Annotated in this window: 23 protein-coding genes; 8 read left to right on the forward strand and 15 right to left on the reverse strand. The window is 70.7% G+C overall.

The features are described from left to right. Positions 1–94 precede the first annotated feature (94 nt). The 12 genes from QT196_RS23515 to QT196_RS23570 all read right to left on the reverse strand — a co-directional run bounded on the left by QT196_RS23515 (position 95) and on the right by QT196_RS23570 (position 7,216). Positions 95–1,570, reverse strand: coding sequence for an ATP-binding protein (locus tag QT196_RS23515; RefSeq protein ID WP_290355608.1), 1,476 nt, complete (start codon positions 1,568–1,570; stop codon positions 95–97). Between the two features lie 2 nt (positions 1,571–1,572). Then, positions 1,573–2,445 carry a bifunctional DNA primase/polymerase gene (locus QT196_RS23520; RefSeq protein WP_290355609.1) on the reverse strand — a complete coding sequence of 291 codons (873 nt, stop codon included), beginning with the start codon at positions 2,443–2,445 and terminating at the stop codon, positions 1,573–1,575. Between the two features lie 81 nt (positions 2,446–2,526). Further along, positions 2,527–2,661, reverse strand: coding sequence for a hypothetical protein (locus QT196_RS23525; RefSeq protein WP_290355610.1), 135 nt, complete (start codon positions 2,659–2,661; stop codon positions 2,527–2,529). Between the two features lie 96 nt (positions 2,662–2,757). Next, complete coding sequence (locus tag QT196_RS23530; protein ID WP_290355611.1) at positions 2,758–2,901, reverse strand: hypothetical protein; 144 nt, start codon at positions 2,899–2,901, stop codon at positions 2,758–2,760. Between the two features lie 136 nt (positions 2,902–3,037). Further along, the gene (locus QT196_RS23535; protein WP_290355612.1) at positions 3,038–3,238 is read right to left on the reverse strand and encodes a hypothetical protein; all 201 of its coding nucleotides are present in this window, start codon (positions 3,236–3,238) and stop codon (positions 3,038–3,040) included. A gap of 83 nt (positions 3,239–3,321) precedes the next feature. Continuing rightward, positions 3,322–4,140, reverse strand: a complete 819-nt coding sequence (locus QT196_RS23540; RefSeq protein WP_290355613.1) for a hypothetical protein — start codon at positions 4,138–4,140, stop codon at positions 3,322–3,324. Continuing rightward, the gene (locus tag QT196_RS23545; RefSeq protein WP_290355614.1) at positions 4,140–4,589 is read right to left on the reverse strand and encodes a hypothetical protein; all 450 of its coding nucleotides are present in this window, start codon (positions 4,587–4,589) and stop codon (positions 4,140–4,142) included. Before QT196_RS23545 ends, QT196_RS23540 begins: the two co-directional genes overlap by 1 nt. Positions 4,590–4,597: 8 nt before the next feature. Next, positions 4,598–5,326 (reverse strand): hypothetical protein, encoded by a 729-nt coding sequence (locus tag QT196_RS23550; protein ID WP_290355616.1) that lies wholly within the window; start codon positions 5,324–5,326, stop codon positions 4,598–4,600. Next, positions 5,323–5,511 (reverse strand): hypothetical protein, encoded by a 189-nt coding sequence (locus QT196_RS23555; protein ID WP_263270376.1) that lies wholly within the window; start codon positions 5,509–5,511, stop codon positions 5,323–5,325. Before QT196_RS23555 ends, QT196_RS23550 begins: the two co-directional genes overlap by 4 nt. A gap of 156 nt (positions 5,512–5,667) precedes the next feature. Then, a complete protein-coding gene (locus tag QT196_RS23560) occupies positions 5,668–6,585 on the reverse strand; it encodes a DUF2637 domain-containing protein (RefSeq protein WP_290355617.1) in 918 nt (305 codons plus the stop codon). Continuing rightward, positions 6,582–6,956 (reverse strand): hypothetical protein, encoded by a 375-nt coding sequence (locus QT196_RS23565; RefSeq protein WP_290355619.1) that lies wholly within the window; start codon positions 6,954–6,956, stop codon positions 6,582–6,584. The genes QT196_RS23560 and QT196_RS23565 overlap by 4 nt, the downstream gene beginning before the upstream one ends. Then, positions 6,953–7,216: a DUF6284 family protein gene (locus QT196_RS23570; protein WP_290355620.1), complete on the reverse strand. Its 264-nt coding sequence runs from the start codon at positions 7,214–7,216 to the stop codon at positions 6,953–6,955. The genes QT196_RS23565 and QT196_RS23570 overlap by 4 nt, the downstream gene beginning before the upstream one ends. Positions 7,217–7,983: 767 nt before the next feature. On the opposite strand from QT196_RS23570, the gene QT196_RS23575 reads away from it, so the two are divergent. The 3 genes from QT196_RS23575 (at position 7,984) to QT196_RS23585 (ending at position 10,213) form a co-directional block, all read left to right on the forward strand. Then, on the forward strand, positions 7,984–8,796 hold the full coding sequence (locus tag QT196_RS23575) for a GntR family transcriptional regulator (RefSeq protein WP_290355621.1): 813 nt from the start codon (positions 7,984–7,986) through the stop codon (positions 8,794–8,796). Then, entirely contained in the window at positions 8,793–9,557 is a 765-nt protein-coding gene (locus tag QT196_RS23580; protein ID WP_290355622.1) for a glycosyltransferase family A protein, read from the forward strand. Before QT196_RS23575 ends, QT196_RS23580 begins: the two co-directional genes overlap by 4 nt. 407 nt (positions 9,558–9,964) lie before the next feature. After that, entirely contained in the window at positions 9,965–10,213 is a 249-nt protein-coding gene (locus QT196_RS23585) for an SCO4226 family nickel-binding protein (protein WP_168480875.1), read from the forward strand. 94 nt (positions 10,214–10,307) lie between these two features. Here the strand turns inward: QT196_RS23585 and QT196_RS23590 are convergent, their stop codons facing one another. Together QT196_RS23590 and phoU are read right to left on the reverse strand one after the other, a co-directional pair. After that, positions 10,308–10,463, reverse strand: a complete 156-nt coding sequence (locus QT196_RS23590; RefSeq protein ID WP_158894179.1) for a hypothetical protein — start codon at positions 10,461–10,463, stop codon at positions 10,308–10,310. Between the two features lie 135 nt (positions 10,464–10,598). Further along, entirely contained in the window at positions 10,599–11,276 is a 678-nt protein-coding gene (gene phoU / locus QT196_RS23595; protein WP_168480876.1) for a phosphate signaling complex protein PhoU, read from the reverse strand. 532 nt (positions 11,277–11,808) lie between these two features. On the opposite strand from phoU, the gene QT196_RS23600 reads away from it, so the two are divergent. Then, positions 11,809–13,077 carry an ATP-binding protein gene (locus QT196_RS23600; protein ID WP_168480877.1) on the forward strand — a complete coding sequence of 423 codons (1,269 nt, stop codon included), beginning with the start codon at positions 11,809–11,811 and terminating at the stop codon, positions 13,075–13,077. Beyond that, a complete protein-coding gene (locus QT196_RS23605; protein ID WP_018089768.1) occupies positions 13,074–13,754 on the forward strand; it encodes a response regulator transcription factor in 681 nt (226 codons plus the stop codon). Before QT196_RS23600 ends, QT196_RS23605 begins: the two co-directional genes overlap by 4 nt. A 130-nt stretch (positions 13,755–13,884) precedes the next feature. Here the strand turns inward: QT196_RS23605 and QT196_RS23610 are convergent, their stop codons facing one another. Beyond that, a complete protein-coding gene (locus tag QT196_RS23610; RefSeq protein ID WP_290355623.1) occupies positions 13,885–14,526 on the reverse strand; it encodes a DUF461 domain-containing protein in 642 nt (213 codons plus the stop codon). 841 nt (positions 14,527–15,367) lie between these two features. Between QT196_RS23610 and QT196_RS23615 the strand changes: the two genes are divergently transcribed. The 3 genes from QT196_RS23615 to ispF all read left to right on the forward strand — a co-directional run bounded on the left by QT196_RS23615 (position 15,368) and on the right by ispF (position 17,525). After that, entirely contained in the window at positions 15,368–15,850 is a 483-nt protein-coding gene (locus QT196_RS23615) for a CarD family transcriptional regulator (protein ID WP_003953493.1), read from the forward strand. 411 nt (positions 15,851–16,261) lie between these two features. After that, positions 16,262–17,008 (forward strand): 2-C-methyl-D-erythritol 4-phosphate cytidylyltransferase, encoded by a 747-nt coding sequence (ispD, locus tag QT196_RS23620; RefSeq protein ID WP_290355624.1) that lies wholly within the window; start codon positions 16,262–16,264, stop codon positions 17,006–17,008. Beyond that, positions 17,001–17,525 carry a 2-C-methyl-D-erythritol 2,4-cyclodiphosphate synthase gene (gene ispF, locus QT196_RS23625; protein WP_168483929.1) on the forward strand — a complete coding sequence of 175 codons (525 nt, stop codon included), beginning with the start codon at positions 17,001–17,003 and terminating at the stop codon, positions 17,523–17,525. Before ispD ends, ispF begins: the two co-directional genes overlap by 8 nt. Positions 17,526–17,534 lie beyond the last annotated feature (9 nt).

The raw sequence follows: 17,534 nt of genomic DNA on the forward strand, positions 1-17,534 counted from the left end.
GCGGCGTTCCGCCGAACAGCAAGAGGAGCACGCCGGGCCGGGGGTGGCCGGGGGTGCTCTTCTTGCTTGTCCGGGCGATCGTGCGGATCGCGGGTCAGAACATCCGCTTCGGATCGTGCGGTGGCGGGGCTTGCAGACGGGTCATTTCGAGGTAGCGGCCTTCGCTGGTGCGGCCCGAGTCGATGAGGACACCGCGAGCGGCAAGCGTCGGCTGGAGACGCTTGAGCCGGTCGGAGAGCACTTTGCCCGTGGTCGGCCAGCCCTTGGGCAGGGGACGCAGTTCGTCGCCGCCGTAGAGGCGACTGAGGCAGTGCAGCCACTCGGTGGAGGTCATCCGCTGCTCTCCGCCCGCCTCAAGGCCCTCGGCGTGCCTGAGGACAGTCTGCGCGAGGAGATCACCCTCGATCACGTCGTCGTTCAGATCGTCCAGGCTGGCCCGGTAGGCGGTAAGCGCTCCGAGGCCGGTTGCCGCGTCGAGCTGCGCGCACAGGTGCGCGAAGTCCGCCATCCGCAGGTCGGTAGGGGTCTCCGCCTCGGCGGCGCGGACCTTGACCGTGAGATCGAGCAAGGACCCGAGGACCACGGGCAGAACCTCCGCGTACTCCGCCCACAGTTCCGCCTCGGTGCGCCGGACGCGGGGGCGCTCCAGCCGCAGCGGCAGGAGCCGTTCCGCGAGGTCGGGCCGAATAACTCCCACGTCGATGCCAGTCAGGAGCAAGGGGCGGCGGTAGCGGGCGCGGTGAACGTCCCCGTCGGTGAAGAGGGCGCGCTTGACGTTCTCGGCGCCGGTGACGATGCAGCACATGGCGTCGGACAGGTCCGGGGTCATGTGGGAGAGGTTGTCTAGGGCCGTGACCCACCCGGCGGCGACGGCCGCGATCAGGTTCTCCTCATCCTTCGGGGGACGGCGCAGGTCGCCGCTCATGCCCTCGATGATCCGCAGGAGCATCCGCCCCGCGGTGGACTTGCCCGCGCCCTGGGGGCCGGTGAGGAACGGAGCGGGGACGGGCACAGACGGTCCGAGGCAGCCGATCAGCCAGGCGAGGGCCAGGCACTCGGTCTCCGCGTTGGCGAAGTTGCACAGCCTCAGCAGCAGGTCGATGCCCTTGCCGTCGGTGTCCTTGGCCGGCAGGGGCAGTTCCCCGGTGAGCTGGGTGCGCCGCCAGCACACCTCGCGCGGGTCGGGGATGGCGATGTCCCAGCCGGTGGGGTGGATACGGACGGACTGCCCGTCGTTGCGGCCCAGGTCCAGCCACGTCGCCCCGTCGAATCCGGGGGCCACACGGATGTGGACGGGCTGCACGTCCTCGGTCAGCGCGAGTGCTTCGATCAAGTCCAACGCCTCCTTGAGCGCGGTGCCGTTGAACACGCCGCGCCCGTCCTTGAACAGGCCGACCATGAGTTCCTGGCGGTGGCTGCCCGTGGTGCCCTGGGAGCGGATCGGGCGGGCGACGGGGTGGCCGTTCTTCTGCGCGTACACGGTGCCGTCAGCGGTGCGGAAGTACCGGAAGTGCGCCCTCGCGTAGTCGGTGATGACCTCGCGGGCGGGATTCTTCTCGTCGTCGGACATGGTCACAGTCCCAATGCGGTGAGGGCGTTGGTCCAGGCGTCGGTGCAGTGCCGGGGGGATTCGCCCTTGGCCTGAGCGGCGGTGAACAGTCGCGCGACGTGGGTGTCGGTCAGGCAGCCGCACCGGCCGTGGGCGGACAGCACGGCGAGGAAGGTGCGGTAGACGGTGGTGTGCACCGCGCTGCGGGCCTCGGCGATGCGCTGCTCAGCCATGGCGATGCCACGGTCCAGATAGACGGGCGAGCGATGGCGACACGTCCCGCTCCCGGGCCCTGTGGGCACGGCGATGACTTGCGGCACCGGCCGGGCCGCAGAGGGTTCCTTCACGGCCAGCGCCCGCACGGCGTCCGGCAGGTCGGTCATGGTGCCGGTGCCGGTGCCGGGGCCGAGCCAGCGGGCGTAGGCCATGTGCGACTTAATGTCGACACCGGGCCGCACGGCGTTCGCGGACTGCATCGCACCTCGGTAGATCCAGTGCTCCCCCCGCGTCGTGCGCACGGTCCGGGTGGCGGGGAGCGTGTGCCGGGCCCAGGTGACTGCCTCGGTGTTGTCGAGGTCGACGACGGTCAGCCCTGCCCCACCGGGGTGATAGGCCACCGCCTGAGCCTCCTCCCACGCCTGCGCCCACAGGCGCCCACTCAGAACGGCGGGGTTGGTGGTGGCGGCGGCCCATGCGTGGCAGATGCGGGGGCAGTGGCAGGGGCCGGGGGTCTTCATGTTCGGCCGGCCGCTGCAGGCGTTGTCGCGGCAGGCGGGGCAGTTCCCGAACGGGACCTTCCCCGCCCGCAGCGGAAGGGCAGGAATCCCGCGTCGCGCCAGATTGAGAGCGACGGCGAGATGGCCGGGTGCTCGCCGGATGGGAGCGGGTTGCGTCATGCTGGGTGTCTCCTCTTCACGCTGGATGGAGACCAGGGCGGGCCGCCTCACGCCAATGACTGCGGCCCGCCCTAGCCATGGCTAGGCGCAGGTGCAGTCGGGGCGTTCGCTGGAGCCGTCGGCACCGCACTGGCAGCAGTGGGGGTAGGGGTAGGACTCGCTGCCGTCGGTGGGGTCGCACAGGTCGCAGTCGATGAACTCGTCGTCGACGGGCATCAGGTCACCTCGGGTTCTTGCCGGACTTGTTGTTGCTGGACTTGTTGTTCCGGTCGCGCAGTTCGCGCTCCAGCCGCTCGCGCTGCTCCTGATCCATCACCTGGCCTCCTTCGGGGTGCCGGGGACGGGGCGGGTGGAGGGGTCGCGGGTCCAGCCGCCGTCGCGGGCGGAGTACTCCCGTACGTCCTCGGGCCGGGCCTTTTCGGGGTCGCGGGTGGGCATGCCGCGCTTGAGTGGCACGATGGGCTCCGTCTCTTCGGAGATGGGAGCGGGCCCGGTCGGTGTCTTGGCGGATGACGGCCGGGCCCGCGCTGTTGTGGAGCGGCTTCTGACGCGCTCCCCGCCCGCCCCCACGCGGAGGGCGGACAGGCAGCGGTCAGCGGCCGTGGATCCAGTTCCAGATCGCCATGGCGGTGCCGACGATCCCGATGCCGGCGGCCATCCGGAGCGCGGGGCGGAAGGACACCGGCTCGTGGGTGGCACGGTGTTCGGCACGGTCGTGGTCGGCTTCAGCGAGCGTTTCGCGGAGCGGCCAGGAGATGCCGCAGTGGTCGCAGCGGTAGCGGTAGTGGTTCATCGAGAACCTCTTTCGGCTGGAGGTAGGGCGGTAGGTAGGCGCCTGGTAGGCGAGTTGGTAGGCGCCGGGCTGACCTGCGGTTTCTACCCGCCTACCGGGGCCCCTGAGAGGGTCTCTGGAGCGAGGGGAGGGGAGGGGTCGGCGACGGTCTCGGCGGGCCCCTCGGGCGGGGTGCTGGCGGGCGCCTGAGCGGGCGCCGACGGAGGGCCGGACGGGGCCCCCTCCCCGGCCGCCGCGGGGGCCTCCCCGGCACCGGCCGGGAGGTCCCGTAGGCGCACCCCCTGCCGCACCCGCTGGCGGCCGTCGAGGGTGAGCTTGAACCCCTTCTCCTCGACCGGGATTTCCCACTCGGCGAGCGCGTCCTTGAGCGCGTCCTTGTCCCAGTCGCCCAGCTCGCCCGTGGCGAGGAGGTCATCGAGGTGCGCGCCCTGGTGCTGCGTCCCGGCCAGGCAGCGGACGAGCCGCGCGACGGATTCGAGGTCCGGCTCAGGCTCGGGCTCGTCCAGCTCCTGGTCCTCGACGAGATCCTGGTGCTGGTCCTCGGTGGCGGCCGGCTTGGTCAGGTCAACGCGGGGCTTGGCCTTGCCGGGTGGGGGAGGGGAGGGGGCGAACATCAGGGCGCCGCCGATCCAGCCGACCACGACCACCGGCATCACGATCTGCGGGGTGGTGTGGGCGACGTAGGCACCGGCGTAGAGGCCGAAGCCGCTGTAGAGCAGCCGGGACCCGGCCTCCTTGGCGCCCTCGGCGGTGATCCAGGCCCAGCCCTTGCCGATCAGGACGGCGGAGCCGGAGCACAGCGCACGGGCGAGCTGGCGGGTGGGGAGGTAGGCCCGGAGGCCGGGGGAGTCATGGCCGGCCTCGGTCCGCTCCCCCGCCTCCGTCATGGTCTCGCTGGTCATCAGGCCACCCCGAGAGCCTGGTTGAGGAACGCAGCCAGGGTCGTGTTGAACACGCCCCAGATGCCGCCCGCGCCCGCGAAGATGGTCGCCGCCGCGATGCCGAACAGCGCGGCGGTCCGGGGCTTGAGCTTCTTGCCGTAGATGATCGCGACCAGGCAGAGGGCGATGGCTCCCATGCCGACGTTGCCGCCGACTCCCCCCTGGATCGCAGAGGCCAGGCCCTTGGTGACGTTGCCGGGGGTGCTCCAGATGCTGGCCGCCGTGGCGTAGAGGACGCCCGCGACCAACCCGACGCCAGCCGCCTGCATCTGGTCGAGCTTGATCTTGTGCTGGCCCTTGACCCCCATCACGAGGATCACCGTGGCGGCCAGCGCGGCGCCGCTGGCACCGAGGGTGCCGAGGATCTGGCCGCCCTGGATACCGGCGTGTGCTGCTGCGAGCGTGAACATGTGAACTCCTAGAACGCGGTGGGTGTGTAGAGGCACAGGGCGAGGACGGCGGCGGCCAGCGGGGCGCGGCAGACCCACGCCAGCGGCGGCCACCAGTGGCGGGTGCGGCGGTCGACGAGGACGGCGGCGGCGCCGCAGATGGCGACGCCGACGATGAGGGAGGCCCCGATGCTGGCCTCCCGGCCGCACTCCTCCAGGAGGTGCTTGATGGGCGGGCCGATGTGCAGGTACCAGCCCAGCCCGGCGGCGCTGCCGTTGTAGAGCAGGCGCCGGGCGCGAGGGTTGAGCTCGATGCCCTTGGCGCCGGCGGGCAACCAGCCCGAGACCTTCGAGGACGCCGTCGAGGCCGCGGAGCGGGTGGTGGCGACGAACCGGTCGTACGGCCGCGCCTCGTCCTCCTCGGTGTCCGGGGCGGGAAACTGGGCGTCGCAGGCCGGGCAGAGGTAGGCGACCAGCTCGCCGTAGGTGTCGTGGACCTCCAGCAGCTCGGGGTGCTCGCACGGCGGCACCGGGTCGGTGTCCACCTCCTCGGCGTCGTCGCCGAGGGCGACCCCCTCCCCTGTCCACCAGAACGGGAGGCGGCCAGCCGGGGCCGTCACCGCACGCGGCGCGGGGACCTCGGCAGCGTCGGCGGTGCCATCGCCGTAGAGGGCCTCCCACCAGTCATCTGCGGTGGTGTCCGCCGGAGTCGGGAGGTGGACGGTCGGCGGGGTCGAGGGCGGAGGAGGCGTCGTCATGCCGCACCGCCGAGCCGCCGACGCAGCCACGCGCGCACCCGCAGCTCGTCAGCGTCCGGACCGGCGATGACCGGCCGCCGGGCGGCCACGTAGCCGGGCGGGAGGCTGGCCGGGGCGGGCTCGACGTCTCGCCACCAGCCCTGTACCGGCAGGATTGTGCGCGTCAGCACGATGGGCTCGCTCACGCCACCTCCCTCAGAGGCATGGCCATCTGGCCGGCGTGGGAGGGGCGTTTCGGGGATGTCGACGACGAACGGCTGGCTGGAGGGACGCCCGGGGCGCTGCCGCGGGGAGGCCCAGGTATTGGTTCGCATTGTTCCTCCTCCTTGAGGCTGGGGATGTCAGCTCGCGATGGCGGTGGGAAAGGCGGCCAGCTGGGGTTCGCGGGTGCGGACTCGGGCGCGTGCGGTGCGGGCGGTGGATTCGGAGGTGCCAAGGCCGGCGGCGGCCATGGCTTCGGTCATGCGGGCGGTGTTCGGCTGGGTGAAGTCCGTGCCGTACAGGGCGCGGATCAGTTGGTCGACGCGGTTGGGGTAGATCACCGGGGTGCACAGGTCGACGGGCGTCGAGGTCTCCTCGACGGGGTCGGCCGGTGCGTCGGCGGGCGTCGACGGTGCCTTGGTGTCTGCTGCCTCCAGGAGCGGTTCCGGTAGCGGGAGGTCCGCCGCTGGGGTGGACTCGGTGACCGGTTCGGCGGTCTGGTCGGGCGCCTTTTCGACGGGCGTCGACGGGCGGTTGACGGTGTCGGCATCTGCGTCGCCGGGCGTCGTGATGCGGGCGGCGAGATAGGCGTGGACCTGCCGCATCAGGGCGCCGAAGGCCAGGAGGGCCGCGACCGGTGGTACGGCGGCTACGACGTAGTCGAGGCATTGGGCGTGGTCGCCGACGCCTGCCACGTTCAGGGCGATGGAGCCGCCTGATCCGGCTGCGGCCAGGAGGATTGCCCATCCGTCGACCCGGTGGGCCAGGGAGGCGCGCAGGATGAGGAGTTCGCCGATGACGATGAACAGGTCGACGGTGGCGGGCCAGGCCCAGGAGCGGGCGGTTGCGTCGGCCATGCCGTGGCGGGCGGCGACTTCCTGCAGGTGCTCGTAGGACAGCCAGAACGCCGCGGCGGTCAGAAGCACGGTCAGGGCGCCCGCCAGCACGGCGATGACGTAGCCGATGTCGACGGGCGTCGACGAGGCGTTGACGCCCGTCGACCGGTCCTCGACGCGGAGCGACGCACCAAGATCGGTGGTGGTGTCTTCGTGGCTCATGCGTCGGTCTCCCTGGGCTCGTAGACCATGCCCAGGTGCCACAGATGGCCACTGGCCTCCTGGAGTTGGCCGAGCAGTTCAGACAGGGCCAGCCGTGCCTCCAGGAGCGCCACACCGGCACCGTGCGCGTGTTCCTCGGGCGTCGTCCCGTCATCCGGGGCGAGCCTTCCGGCCGCCAGATCGCGGTGCACACGCCTGTCCATGTGCTCGGTCGCCTGCTGCAACCGCGCGCACATCTCCACCAGGGCGATCACAGCGCGGCTGACCTCGGGCGTGCTGTCGTACCCGCCGGCCATGGCGGCGTGGTTGTGCTGGCGCACCGCCTCGGATGCGGCCTGCATGTGTGCGGCGGGGGTCAAGGACTCGCTCATGCCGCATCGCCGGTCTGCGCGGCGTTGCGGTTGGCCAGGACCCGCCGCTCGGCCAGCACCCGGCGCCGGGCCCGGCGGTGACGCCGCTCCTTCAGCTCCGAGAGAGGAGGGTTCAGCAGGGCGATCTGCTCGTCCAGTCGCACCACGTCCTCCAGGATCGACAGCATTTCCGCGTCGATCGCGTCCAGCTCCGCGGCCGTCGGCCCGCGGTCGAACTCGGTGGCGGTAACGACCGCCTGAACAGCAGCGATGTTCCTCATCGGGTCGTGCTCCCTTCGCAGTGGAACGGCCCAGAAAGCGGCCCCGGTGCTCGAACACCGGGGCCGCGCGCCGTTGTGGAACCAGGGGGTTCCGGCTCCCCTCAGCCCCGCCCGTACGGCACAGGCCGGACGGGCGGAGGAGGCAACCGGCCGCAGCGTCATAGGGCTGCGGGGCCAGGTAGAGGCGGACCGGAAGTCGTGGAGGCGCCGCCGAGCGGTCCATCAGGGCGGCGCCGAGGTATGTCGTCGGTTCACACCGACCTCCCACAGAGAGCAGGGATGCGGCTTCACCGGTGCGCCGTTGCCACGGAGCACCGGTCCCGAGCCGGGAAAATCGGGCGCGTCATCGTCACTGCTCTGACGCCAGCAGGGCGGCGCGTACGGGGTGGCGCTCCCCGGTGAAGGGGGCGTCCTCAGAGCCAGTACGCGGGCAGGACAGGTTCACCTGCCGCTAAGTGGCCGCCGCGGCCATCACCCGGGCCGTTGCGGGGGACGGGGACTTGCACCCCGTCGACTTGTCACGCTGTTCAGTTCTCAAGGAACGACCAGCTCAGGGCCCCACTTGCACGAGCCATCCCGAACCGACACGCCCACAAAGCAGCCCAAAGAAGGGCCCCTTGGCGAGCCGCCACCAGCCCGGATTTGCTGTCCCGGGACTGCTTGGCACGTCCATGAGATTGGCATGCTGTCCCGGGACTGTCAACAGTCCCGGGACAGCGCTATCCCGGGACTGTGGTTCACTAGCGGGGTTGAGAGAGGGGTACTACATGGCACCCAAAACGCCGCAATGGCGCGGACTCGCAGAACAGATCGCGCAGGAGATCGCAGCCGGCACCGCCGGGTATCGCCCGGGAGATCAGCTGCCCCAGATTCGGGAACTGGTCGCCCAAGGCAAGGGGTCAAAGACCACGATCCTCGCGGCGTACAAGGCCTTGGAGGCTGAGGGCTTGGTCAGCATGGTCCGAGGGCACGGTACGAAGGTCCGCGAACGCCCGCCGCACCAGATTCGCCGGCATCAAGAGCGCTACGTCTGGGAGAAAAGACTGGCGAGGCGACCCGACGAAGTACGCCGGAGCCAAGGGGTCATAGACAAGGACACCAGCCTGGACCACGACCAGATCGAGACCCACGCGACGTTCAGCACCATCCCCGCAGATGACAACCTTGCCGAACGGTTCGGGGTGGAGACCGGCACCCTGATGCTGCACCGGCAGTACTGGCACAGCACCTCTGGGGATACAACCGCACTGTCGCTGATCGACTCCTACCTGGTCCACGAGGTTGCTGCCCAAAACCCCGATCTGTTGGACAGCTCCAAGGAGCCGTGGCCCGGAGGCACACACCACCAACTGAGCACCATCGGGATTGAGATCGACCGCATCGACGACGGGGTCAGGACCCGGCTAGCCACCCAGGCCGAGGCGCGGAAGCTGGGCATCCCTGTTGGCGGCGCAGTGATCCTGCTGGACAAGACCAGCGTGTCTACCGATGGCGACGTCGTTGAGTACTCACACGTGGTGCTTGCCGGGGAGCGGACGGAGCTTCAGTACTCCGTGCCGCTGGAGAGGTGGACCCAGTGACCCAGTTCGTATCGATCGTGACGCCGGTGCACGACACAGCGTTGAGCTTCCTGTCCGAGGCATTCGCCTCGCTCCGCGCGCAGGAACTGCCGGATGGCTGGGAGTGGGAGTGGCTGGTCCAGGTCGACGGCGGCAAGCAGACCGACGTGCCGGTCGACATCCGCGAGGACTCTCGCGTCATGGTGAGCGACAACCGGCGCGGCGGCCCTGGAGTGGCCCGAACCCTGGCTTGGGGGCGCAGCCGGGGTGAGCTGGTGAAGGTTCTCGACGCCGACGACATCCTGCCCGGCGGCGCTCTCGCCCGAGACATCGAGGTCATGGAGACGCACCCGTCCGTCGGCTGGACTGTCTGCCGGGTGCTCGACCTCATGCCAGACGGCTCACTTCGGCACAACACGCTCGGCGACCCCGAACCCGGTCTGCTCGTCCGAGGCGACCTGTATGCCTACTGGAAATCCACTCACCGACCCCAGGTTCACCCCGCGTCGCTCTGCGTCCGAGAAGGCCTGATCGCGGAAGCAGGTGGATGGATGGCCCTACCCGCGTCCGAGGACACCGCCCTCCTGATGGCCCTCGATGTGATGGCTGACGGCTGGTTCATCGGTGAGACCGGTCTCCATTACCGCAAACACCAGGGACAGACGACCGCCCACCCTGACCACCGCTCGGGTGCGGAGTGGGAGGCTCGGATGGCAGCGATCCGCAAGCATGCGGAGGCCCTCGCGCTGCGGCGTCGGGGGGCTGCTCCTCTTCATGAGTGAGGGGGGCTGGGGCGACACCGCCGGGCCCTCTCTGGGCCCTCCGAAGGCGACAAGCAACAGCCAACAACGACCAACGATGACAGCCCGATCGCAGGTCAGCGGTAGTTTGTGTCCCGCTGACCTGGTCGAAAAAACGGGCCCGCCAGACCCAGGGCAAGAAGAAGTAGCCCACGCAGCAGCAGTCCGCACCGCGTGTGCGGAGCAGGCCCCCGGTCCGCGGTGATACGCATCGGCCGGGGGCCTTGGCGTGCGCTCGGCGCACCGCCCATCCGGGCAGGTCAGAGCCCCAGGAGGGCGCCCTCGCCCGGACCGTTCCGGCGGCGCCCGACGGGCAGCCGTAGCTGAGAACAAGGGCAGCAGGCAGCATGGAAGAAGGGGTGTCGTCTGCGATCTGGAGGATGAGCTCGATGCCCAAGTTCATGGACATTCATCACGGTATGAAGGGCCTCACGGCCGACGAGTTCAAGGCCGCGCATCAGGCCGATCTCGCTATCCAGGGCGAGGAGGGCGTGACCTTCGAGAACGCCTGGGCCGACACCGAGTCCGGCGATGTGTTCTGTCTGTCGGAAGCGCCGTCGGCGGGAGCGGTGCAGCGCATACACGAGCGCGCCGGCCACAAGGCGGATGAGATCCATCCGCTGGCGATCACGCTGTGACGACGGCGGAATGACGGAATGCGGGACGGCCCCGGCCGGAGGGTCGTGAAGACCGACCGGCCGGGGCCGCCGTGGCGCTGTGCCGTCGGGGTCGCTAGCAGCCGCCGCCGCACTGGCACGGTCCGCCCGACTGGCAGCCGCAGCTGCAGCCGGGGCCGCAGCCACAGGCGCCGAGCAGCGGGAGCCGCGGGCGGTCGACGGCCGTCGGGGCCTCGGCCGCGGGGTTGGGGGAGTCCGCCATGGGTGCCATGCATTGCCTCCTAGGGGTCACCTGCTGCCCATTGCAAGCCCGGGTGACGAGGCGCGTCAACGGCGCGTGGAAGCACACGTCAACGGCGCACGGTGGCTCATGGGGCGGACTCGCGCCCTCCGCCCGCCGCTGCCGTCAGGCTCCCTCCACCGCCGTCGGCGGGGCGATCTCGTCGGCGTGCTCGCCGGTGACCAGGTAGACGACCCGCTTGGCGACGGACACCGCGTGGTCGGCGAAGCGCTCGTAGTAGCGGCCCAGCAGGGTCACATCCACGGCCGTCTCGATGCCGTGCTTCCAGCGGTCGTCCATCAGGTGCTGGAAGAGCGTGCGGTGCAGCATGTCCATCGCGTCGTCGTCCTGCTCCAGCTGGAGCGCGAGGTCGACGTCCTTGGTGATGATGACCTCGGCGGCCTTGGCCATCAGGCGCTGCGCCAGCTGCCCCATCTCCAGGATGGTGGCGTGCAGATCCTGCGGAACGGCGGTCTCCGGGAAGCGCAGCCGGGCCAGCTTGGCCACGTGCTGGGCCAGGTCGCCGGAGCGCTCCAGGTCGGCGCTCATCCGCAGCGAGGTGACGACGATCCGCAGGTCGGTGGCGACCGGCTGCTGCCGCGCCAGCAGGGCGATGGCGCGGGCCTCCAGGTCGCGCTGGAGGTCGTCGACCTTCTCGTCGGCGGCGATGACGTTCTCGGCCAGCTTGAGGTCCGCGTCGAGTATCGCCGTGGTGGCGCGCCCGATCGCGGAGCCGACGAGCCGGGCCATCTCGACCAGGCCCTCGCCGATCGAATCCAGCTCCTCGTGGTACGCGTCCCGCATCAGTGACCTTCTCTCGCTTCGATGTGGTGATGTGGCGTGGGAGGTGGAACGGGGTGCAGGGTGACCTGTGCCCACGCTCTCACGGCCGGTGCCCGCGCGGCCCGGATCCCGGAGGAGCGCTCCGCGGAGCCGGTACTCCGCGGTGCCGTGCTCCGGAGGGGCGCCCGCCCGCGGTGGCTCAGGGTGTCCGGTCGCGGGTCGGAGCGGAACCGGTCCGGCACCCGCACCCTCACCTTGCGGGCGCCGCGCGACCTGCGGTGCCACCGGGGGTGAACCCGCACCGACGTGAAGGTGAACTCTGGGCGACGTATCCACTGCCCCGAGGCCGGTCGGGCGGTTCACCTGGCCGTGCGCCGGAGCGGCGGGGCGCACGCGCCGGTTTCCCTAGGGGTATCCGGCGGGCGGGCACACGCTCCGCACCGGCCTCCGGAGTGAACCGGTGTGGACGCCACGGTGAACTCTGGGCGACGGCTGTTCGAGCAGGGCCTCGCACGGCTGGGGAAGTGTCCGACCCGGCGCATAACCTGGAGTCATGAACGTGGATGCGGCCGTCGCCGCAGTGGCAGCGATCGCCGGCTTGTGCACCGGCGTCTTCGCCATGCTGGCGTTCCGCTGGAGCGAGCGCGATCAGGCCAAGCCCACCCGCAGCTCGCTGCACGTCGACGCCGCGCTGCCGCCCGGGGTCGACACCGTGCTCTCGGTGCTCCGCTCCTCCGCCGTGGTGCTCGACGAGGCCGACGCCGTCGTCAAGGCCAGCTCCGCCGCGTACGCCCTCGGGCTGGTCCGCGGCGGCAAGCTCGCCGTCGAACCGATGATGCAGATGGCCCGCGACACCCGCAGGGACGGCGAGATACGCCAGGTCGAGCTGGACCTCCCGCGCCGCGGCACGGGTCGTGGCGAGGCCCTCGCGGTCTCCGCCAGAGTCGCCCCGCTCGGCTCCCGGCTCGTCCTGCTGCTGGTGGAGGACCTCACCGAGGCCCGCCGCATAGAAGCGGTCCGCCGCGACTTCGTCGCCAACGTCAGCCATGAGCTCAAGACGCCGGTCGGCGCCCTGTCACTGCTCTCCGAGGCCGTGATGGACGCCAGCGACGACCCCGAGGCCGTCGAGCGCTTCGCCGGCCGGATGCAGAACGAGGCGACCCGCCTGACCAGCCTCGTCCAGGAGCTCATCGATCTCTCCCGGGTGCAGAACGACGACCCGCTGGAGGACGCCGAGCCGGTCCGGGTCGACGAGCTGGTCGCCGAGGCGATGGACCGCTGCCGCCAGCAGGCCGGTGCGAAGCAGATCACCATGGCCGTCGGCGGCACCGCCGACCTGCATGTCTGGGGCAATCGCGGCCAGCTCGCGGCGGCCCTGGGCAACCTCGTCGAGAACGCCGTCAACTACTCCCCGGCGCGCACCCGCGTGGGGATCGCCGGACGCCATGTCTCGGCGCCCGGTGGCGACCTGATCGAGATCGCGGTGACCGACCAGGGCATCGGGATATCCGAGAAGGACCGCGACCGCGTCTTCGAGCGGTTCTACCGCGTCGACCCGGCGCGCTCGCGCGCCACCGGCGGGACCGGCCTCGGCCTCGCCATCGTCAAGCACGTGGCCGCCTCGCACGGCGGGGAGGTCACGGTGTGGAGCGCCGAGGGACAAGGCTCCACCTTCACCCTGCGTCTCCCGGAAGCCGGGGCCGTACGCGACCGCGAACGGCCCGCCGACCTCTCAGCGGAGGGCCTCGACGAAGAGGACCGCCCGTACGAGACCTTCAACGATCCGCTCCCTGCTCACCCAGCCCCGGAGGTCCTTCCGTGACCCGAGTGCTTGTCGTCGAGGACGAGGAATCGTTCAGCGATGCACTGTCGTACATGCTTCGCAAGGAGGGCTTCGAGGTCGCCATCGCGGCTACGGGCCCTGACGGACTGGACGAGTTCGAGCGCAACGGCGCCGATCTCGTGCTGCTGGACCTGATGCTGCCCGGCCTGCCCGGCACCGAGGTCTGCCGCCAGCTCCGCGGCCGCTCCAATGTCCCGGTCATCATGGTGACCGCCAAGGACAGCGAGATCGACAAGGTGGTCGGCCTGGAAATAGGAGCCGACGACTACGTCACCAAGCCCTTCTCCTCCCGCGAACTGGTCGCCCGGATCCGCGCCGTGCTGCGCCGCCGCGGCGAGCCCGAGGAGGTCGCCCCGCAGGCCCTGGAGGCCGGTCCGGTCCGGATGGACGTGGACCGCCATGTCGTCACGGTCGCCGGCGGCAAGGTCGACCTGCCGCTGAAGGAGTTCGACCTCCTGGAGATGCTGCTGCGCAACGCCGGCCGGGTGCTGACCCGTATGCAGCTCATCGACCGGGTCTGGGGCGCCGACTACGTGGGCGACACCAAGACGCTGGACGTGCACGTCAAGCGGCTGCGCGCCAAGATCGAGCCCGATCCGGGCGCACCGCGCTACCTCGTCACGGTCCGCGGCCTGGGCTACAAGTTCGAGCCGTAAACCGGCCTGTGCACCAGTGAGCCGCGCTGCGCCGCGCGGCTGAGGCACTACGCGTCAGGGGCGCCCCTCCGATCTGGAGGGGCGCCCCTGACGCGTACTGGTGACGGCCTGCCGCCGTCGTGCGGCCGGCTCAGTCCTCGGCGTGGTCCGCCGCCGTGGTCGGCTTACCCGAACCGGACGGGGACGCGGAGCCGGACGGCTTGCCCGAGGGCTTGCCGGACGCGGACGGCGACGGCGAGCCGGACGGCGACGGCAGCTGCGACGGCCCGTAGCCCTCGAAGTAGTTCTTCGCCGGGACGACGTAGGCGTTGATCCGCACCTGGCCGGTGGAGCTGAACTTGAAGGTCAGCGGCTGCGCGTTGCCGTCCTGGACGGCCTCCCGGCCGCTGGCGAGGACGGCCGAGGGGTTGCCCTCGCCGCCGATCACGACGGAGCCGCCGGCGGGCACGGTGATCGGGCCGGAGCCGTGGTCGGCCGGCGCGAGCTTGGCCGTCTGGCCACTGCCGTTGACGGAGATCGCGGTCAGCTTCTGGTCCTTGAGGCCGCTGTTGAACACCGTCGCGGAGATCACGGCCGGGCCCTTGGCGTCCACCTCGGGCTGGGTGATCACGTTGGCGTTCTGGATCTTGATGTCGCCCACGGAGGTCGCGGCGTTGTCCGGCTTGACCTCCAGCGTCTGGGCGTCGTTCCCGGCCCCGCACGCGGACAGCGTGGCGATCGAGAGCGAAAGGACGGTGGCGGCGAGGACGCCGCGTCGAAGGCTGCGGCTCACGGCGGCGGCATCTCCTTGACGAGCTACGGCGGCCGAACGTTCGTGCCCGGTCGCGGATGGACGGCTGGGGCGGCCTCCGTACGCGTCATGACGACGGGTGCGTAAAGCCGCCCTAAGGGTGTGTCAGCGCCGCTAGGTTACCGAGCCGCCCACGCGCCGCCGCACCCGACCCGCCCCCAGCGTGATCAGCGGCCCGCCACCGCCGTCCGGACCCCCGTTCCGCCGCCCCCGACACGCGGCCCCGAACGGGAGCCGACGGCGGCCGGAGCACCCGGGAAGAGGGCGGGAGAACGCACCGGGAAACGGGCGGCCGCACGCGGTACACGGAACGGCCCGCGGAACGGCGGCTGGAACGGCTCCCGGAACGGTTCGCAGATCAGACGGAGTCGAGAACGTTCTCAAGAACGGGCATGAATTTTCGGCACGCGGCTGTTCGGGTGGTGAGGGGCTGGTTTCCTTCCTGGGAAAAGCGGTATTCGCAGGGAATGTGAAGGGCTCGCGGAATTGATCACACTCTTCGCCCGCCGGTTCGTGATCAATTCCGGAATCCGCCCCAAGAGGCCCCTGAGCAGCCGAACGGAGTACCGGAACTCGCTCGTGTGGATCCGTGCAAACCGGGACGTTCGGCCTGCCGATCATCGCCTTCCCGGTACGTGACGGGCATGTTTCCGCTCACCCGTGCAGCCCCTCCGACCTGCGAATTCCCGTCTCCGGAGGCCCCTCGCAGCACGTTCCGGTCGCTGTTGTCAAGCCCCGAGATACGCCCTGACCTGCGAAAACGCCATTCAGAACGGCCCGTTCCCGTGTTAGCATGGATAGCCACGGAAGGGGTACCTGTCACATGACGTTCAAGGTTGGCGACACCGTGGTCTATCCCCATCACGGGGCCGCGCTGATCGAGGCCATCGAAACTCGCCAGATCAAAGGCGTGGACAAGACCTACTTGGTGCTGAAGGTCGCCCAGGGCGACTTGACTGTTCGTGTGCCAGCGGACAATGCGGAGTTCGTCGGCGTACGCGACGTGGTTGGTCAGGACGGGCTGGACCGGGTCTTCGAGGTGCTTCGCGCACCGTATGCCGAAGAGCCCACGAACTGGTCCCGTCGCTACAAGGCAAATCTCGAGAAGCTCGCCTCCGGCGATGTGATCAAGGTTGCCGAAGTGGTGCGTGACCTGTGGCGGCGTGAGCGTGAGCGCGGCCTCTCCGCCGGTGAGAAGAGGATGCTCGCGAAGGCGCGCCAGATCCTGGTGAGCGAGCTCGCTCTCGCGGAGAACACCAACGAGGACAAGGCCGAGGCCCTGCTCGACGAGGTACTCGCGTCCTGACGACGCTGAAGCATTGGCCATAACCGGCGTTGGCGCCATCCAACGCAGGCAAAGCCAGCGCCAGGAAATCCACTCCACGGAAATCCTACGCAGCGACGACGTAGCAATGCCGCGGTGCCCGAGTGACGATCGATTCCCCGAGGGGAAGCGGTCCGTTGCCGGGCGCTGCGGCATATCTGCGGGTGTTACGACGGATCCATGGGGGCCGGTTGGTGCCGGTGAGGACCACCGCCCCCCTGTGACGTGCCGGGCCCGGGCAGCTGGCTCGACCGATGTCACGGAAGGGTCCGGTCAAGGCGTCGCGCCCGGCACTCCCCCCGTAGGGGGCACGCCCAGGCCATACCCACCTCGTCCGAGGAAACAAACCTGTCTGCGTCAATTCCGGGCTCGCCCCGGACTCCGGAGTCATCGATGCCAGATCCCCCCCGTCCCCTCCGCACCGCCGCGGTGATTCCCGCCGCCGGCCGTGGTGTCCGGCTCGGTCCCGGCACCCCCAAGGCGCTGCGCACCCTGGGCGGCACCCCCATGCTGGTGCACGCCGTCCGTGCGATGGCCGCGTCCCGTGCCGTCTCCGTGATCGTCGTGGTCGCGCCGCCCGACGGCGCCGCCGAGGTCAGCCGCCTGCTCGATGAGCATCCGCTGCCCGGGCGCACCGACCTGCGGGTCGTCCCCGGCGGCGGGACCCGCCAGGAGTCCGTCCAGCTCGGTCTGGCGGCGCTCCCGGACACCATCGACGTGGTGCTGGTCCACGACGCCGCGCGGCCGCTGGTCCCGGTCGACACGGTCGACGCGGTGGTCGCCGCCGTCCGCGCCGGTGCGCCCGCCGTCGTCCCGGCGCTGCCGCTGGCCGACACCGTCAAGCAGGTCGATCCGCAGCCGCAGGGCGCCCCCGAACCGGTGGTCGGCACCCCGGAGCGGGCGCTGCTGCGCGCCGTACAGACGCCGCAGGGCTTCGATCTGGCGACCCTGCGCAAGGCGCATGACACCGTCGTCGAGGGCGAGGGCGTCACCGACGACGCCGGGCTGGTCGAACGGCTCGGCTCGCCGGTCGTGGTCGTTCCCGGCCACGAGGAGGCGTTCAAGGTGACCCGGCCGCTGGACCTGGTCCTGGCCGAGGCCGTACTCGCCCGCAGGAGGGCCACCGATGGCTATGTCTGAACCGATTCCCGCCGCGGCCCCGGCCGCCCCGCTGCTCCCGCTCGTCGGCATCGGCACGGATGTACACGCCTTCGAGCAGGGCCGTGAGCTGTGGTGCGCCGGGCTGCTCTGGGACGCCGCGGAGAGCGACGGCTACGGCCTGGCCGGACACAGTGACGGCGATGTGGCCGCCCATGCCGCCTGTGACGCGCTGTTCTCGGCCGCCGGTGTCGGCGACCTGGGGGCGCACTTCGGCACCAGCCGCCCCGAGTGGTCCGGTGCGTCCGGGGTGACGCTGCTGGCCGAGGCCGCGCGGATCGTGCGGGCCGAGGGCTTCACCATCGGCAATGTCGCGGTGCAGGTCATCGGCGTCCGCCCGAAGGTCGGCAAGCGCCGCGACGAGGCCCAGAAGGCGCTGTCGGCGGCCGCCGGGGCGCCGGTCTCGGTCTCCGGCACGACCTCGGACGGACTGGGCCTGACCGGCCGCGCCGAGGGCCTGGCCGCGGTCGCCACGGCGATCGTCTTCCGTACGGCCTGACCGGACCCC

The sequence above is a fragment of the Streptomyces sp. P9-2B-2 genome (genome assembly GCF_030406865.1).
GTDB classification, from domain to species: Bacteria; Actinomycetota; Actinomycetes; order Streptomycetales; family Streptomycetaceae; genus Streptomyces; species Streptomyces platensis.

Excerpts from the sequence above, each read along its gene's own strand:
- QT196_RS23515 (WP_290355608.1), bottom strand. The coding sequence starts at position 1,570 with ATGTCCGACGACGAGAAGAATCCCGCCCGCGAGGTCATCACCGACTAC.
- QT196_RS23520 (WP_290355609.1), bottom strand. The coding sequence starts at position 2,445 with ATGACGCAACCCGCTCCCATCCGGCGAGCACCCGGCCATCTCGCCGTC.
- QT196_RS23525 (WP_290355610.1), bottom strand. The coding sequence starts at position 2,661 with ATGCCCGTCGACGACGAGTTCATCGACTGCGACCTGTGCGACCCCACC.
- QT196_RS23535 (WP_290355612.1), bottom strand. The coding sequence starts at position 3,238 with ATGAACCACTACCGCTACCGCTGCGACCACTGCGGCATCTCCTGGCCG.
- QT196_RS23540 (WP_290355613.1), bottom strand. The coding sequence starts at position 4,140 with ATGACCAGCGAGACCATGACGGAGGCGGGGGAGCGGACCGAGGCCGGC.
- QT196_RS23545 (WP_290355614.1), bottom strand. The coding sequence starts at position 4,589 with ATGTTCACGCTCGCAGCAGCACACGCCGGTATCCAGGGCGGCCAGATC.
- QT196_RS23550 (WP_290355616.1), bottom strand. The coding sequence starts at position 5,326 with ATGACGACGCCTCCTCCGCCCTCGACCCCGCCGACCGTCCACCTCCCG.
- QT196_RS23560 (WP_290355617.1), bottom strand. The coding sequence starts at position 6,585 with ATGAGCCACGAAGACACCACCACCGATCTTGGTGCGTCGCTCCGCGTC.
- QT196_RS23565 (WP_290355619.1), bottom strand. The coding sequence starts at position 6,956 with ATGAGCGAGTCCTTGACCCCCGCCGCACACATGCAGGCCGCATCCGAG.
- QT196_RS23570 (WP_290355620.1), bottom strand. The coding sequence starts at position 7,216 with ATGAGGAACATCGCTGCTGTTCAGGCGGTCGTTACCGCCACCGAGTTC.
- QT196_RS23575 (WP_290355621.1), top strand. The coding sequence starts at position 7,984 with ATGGCACCCAAAACGCCGCAATGGCGCGGACTCGCAGAACAGATCGCG.
- QT196_RS23585 (WP_168480875.1), top strand. The coding sequence starts at position 9,965 with ATGCCCAAGTTCATGGACATTCATCACGGTATGAAGGGCCTCACGGCC.
- QT196_RS23590 (WP_158894179.1), bottom strand. The coding sequence starts at position 10,463 with ATGGCACCCATGGCGGACTCCCCCAACCCCGCGGCCGAGGCCCCGACG.
- phoU (WP_168480876.1), bottom strand. The coding sequence starts at position 11,276 with ATGCGGGACGCGTACCACGAGGAGCTGGATTCGATCGGCGAGGGCCTG.
- QT196_RS23600 (WP_168480877.1), top strand. The coding sequence starts at position 11,809 with ATGAACGTGGATGCGGCCGTCGCCGCAGTGGCAGCGATCGCCGGCTTG.
- QT196_RS23615 (WP_003953493.1), top strand. The coding sequence starts at position 15,368 with ATGACGTTCAAGGTTGGCGACACCGTGGTCTATCCCCATCACGGGGCC.
- ispD (WP_290355624.1), top strand. The coding sequence starts at position 16,262 with ATGCCAGATCCCCCCCGTCCCCTCCGCACCGCCGCGGTGATTCCCGCC.
- ispF (WP_168483929.1), top strand. The coding sequence starts at position 17,001 with ATGTCTGAACCGATTCCCGCCGCGGCCCCGGCCGCCCCGCTGCTCCCG.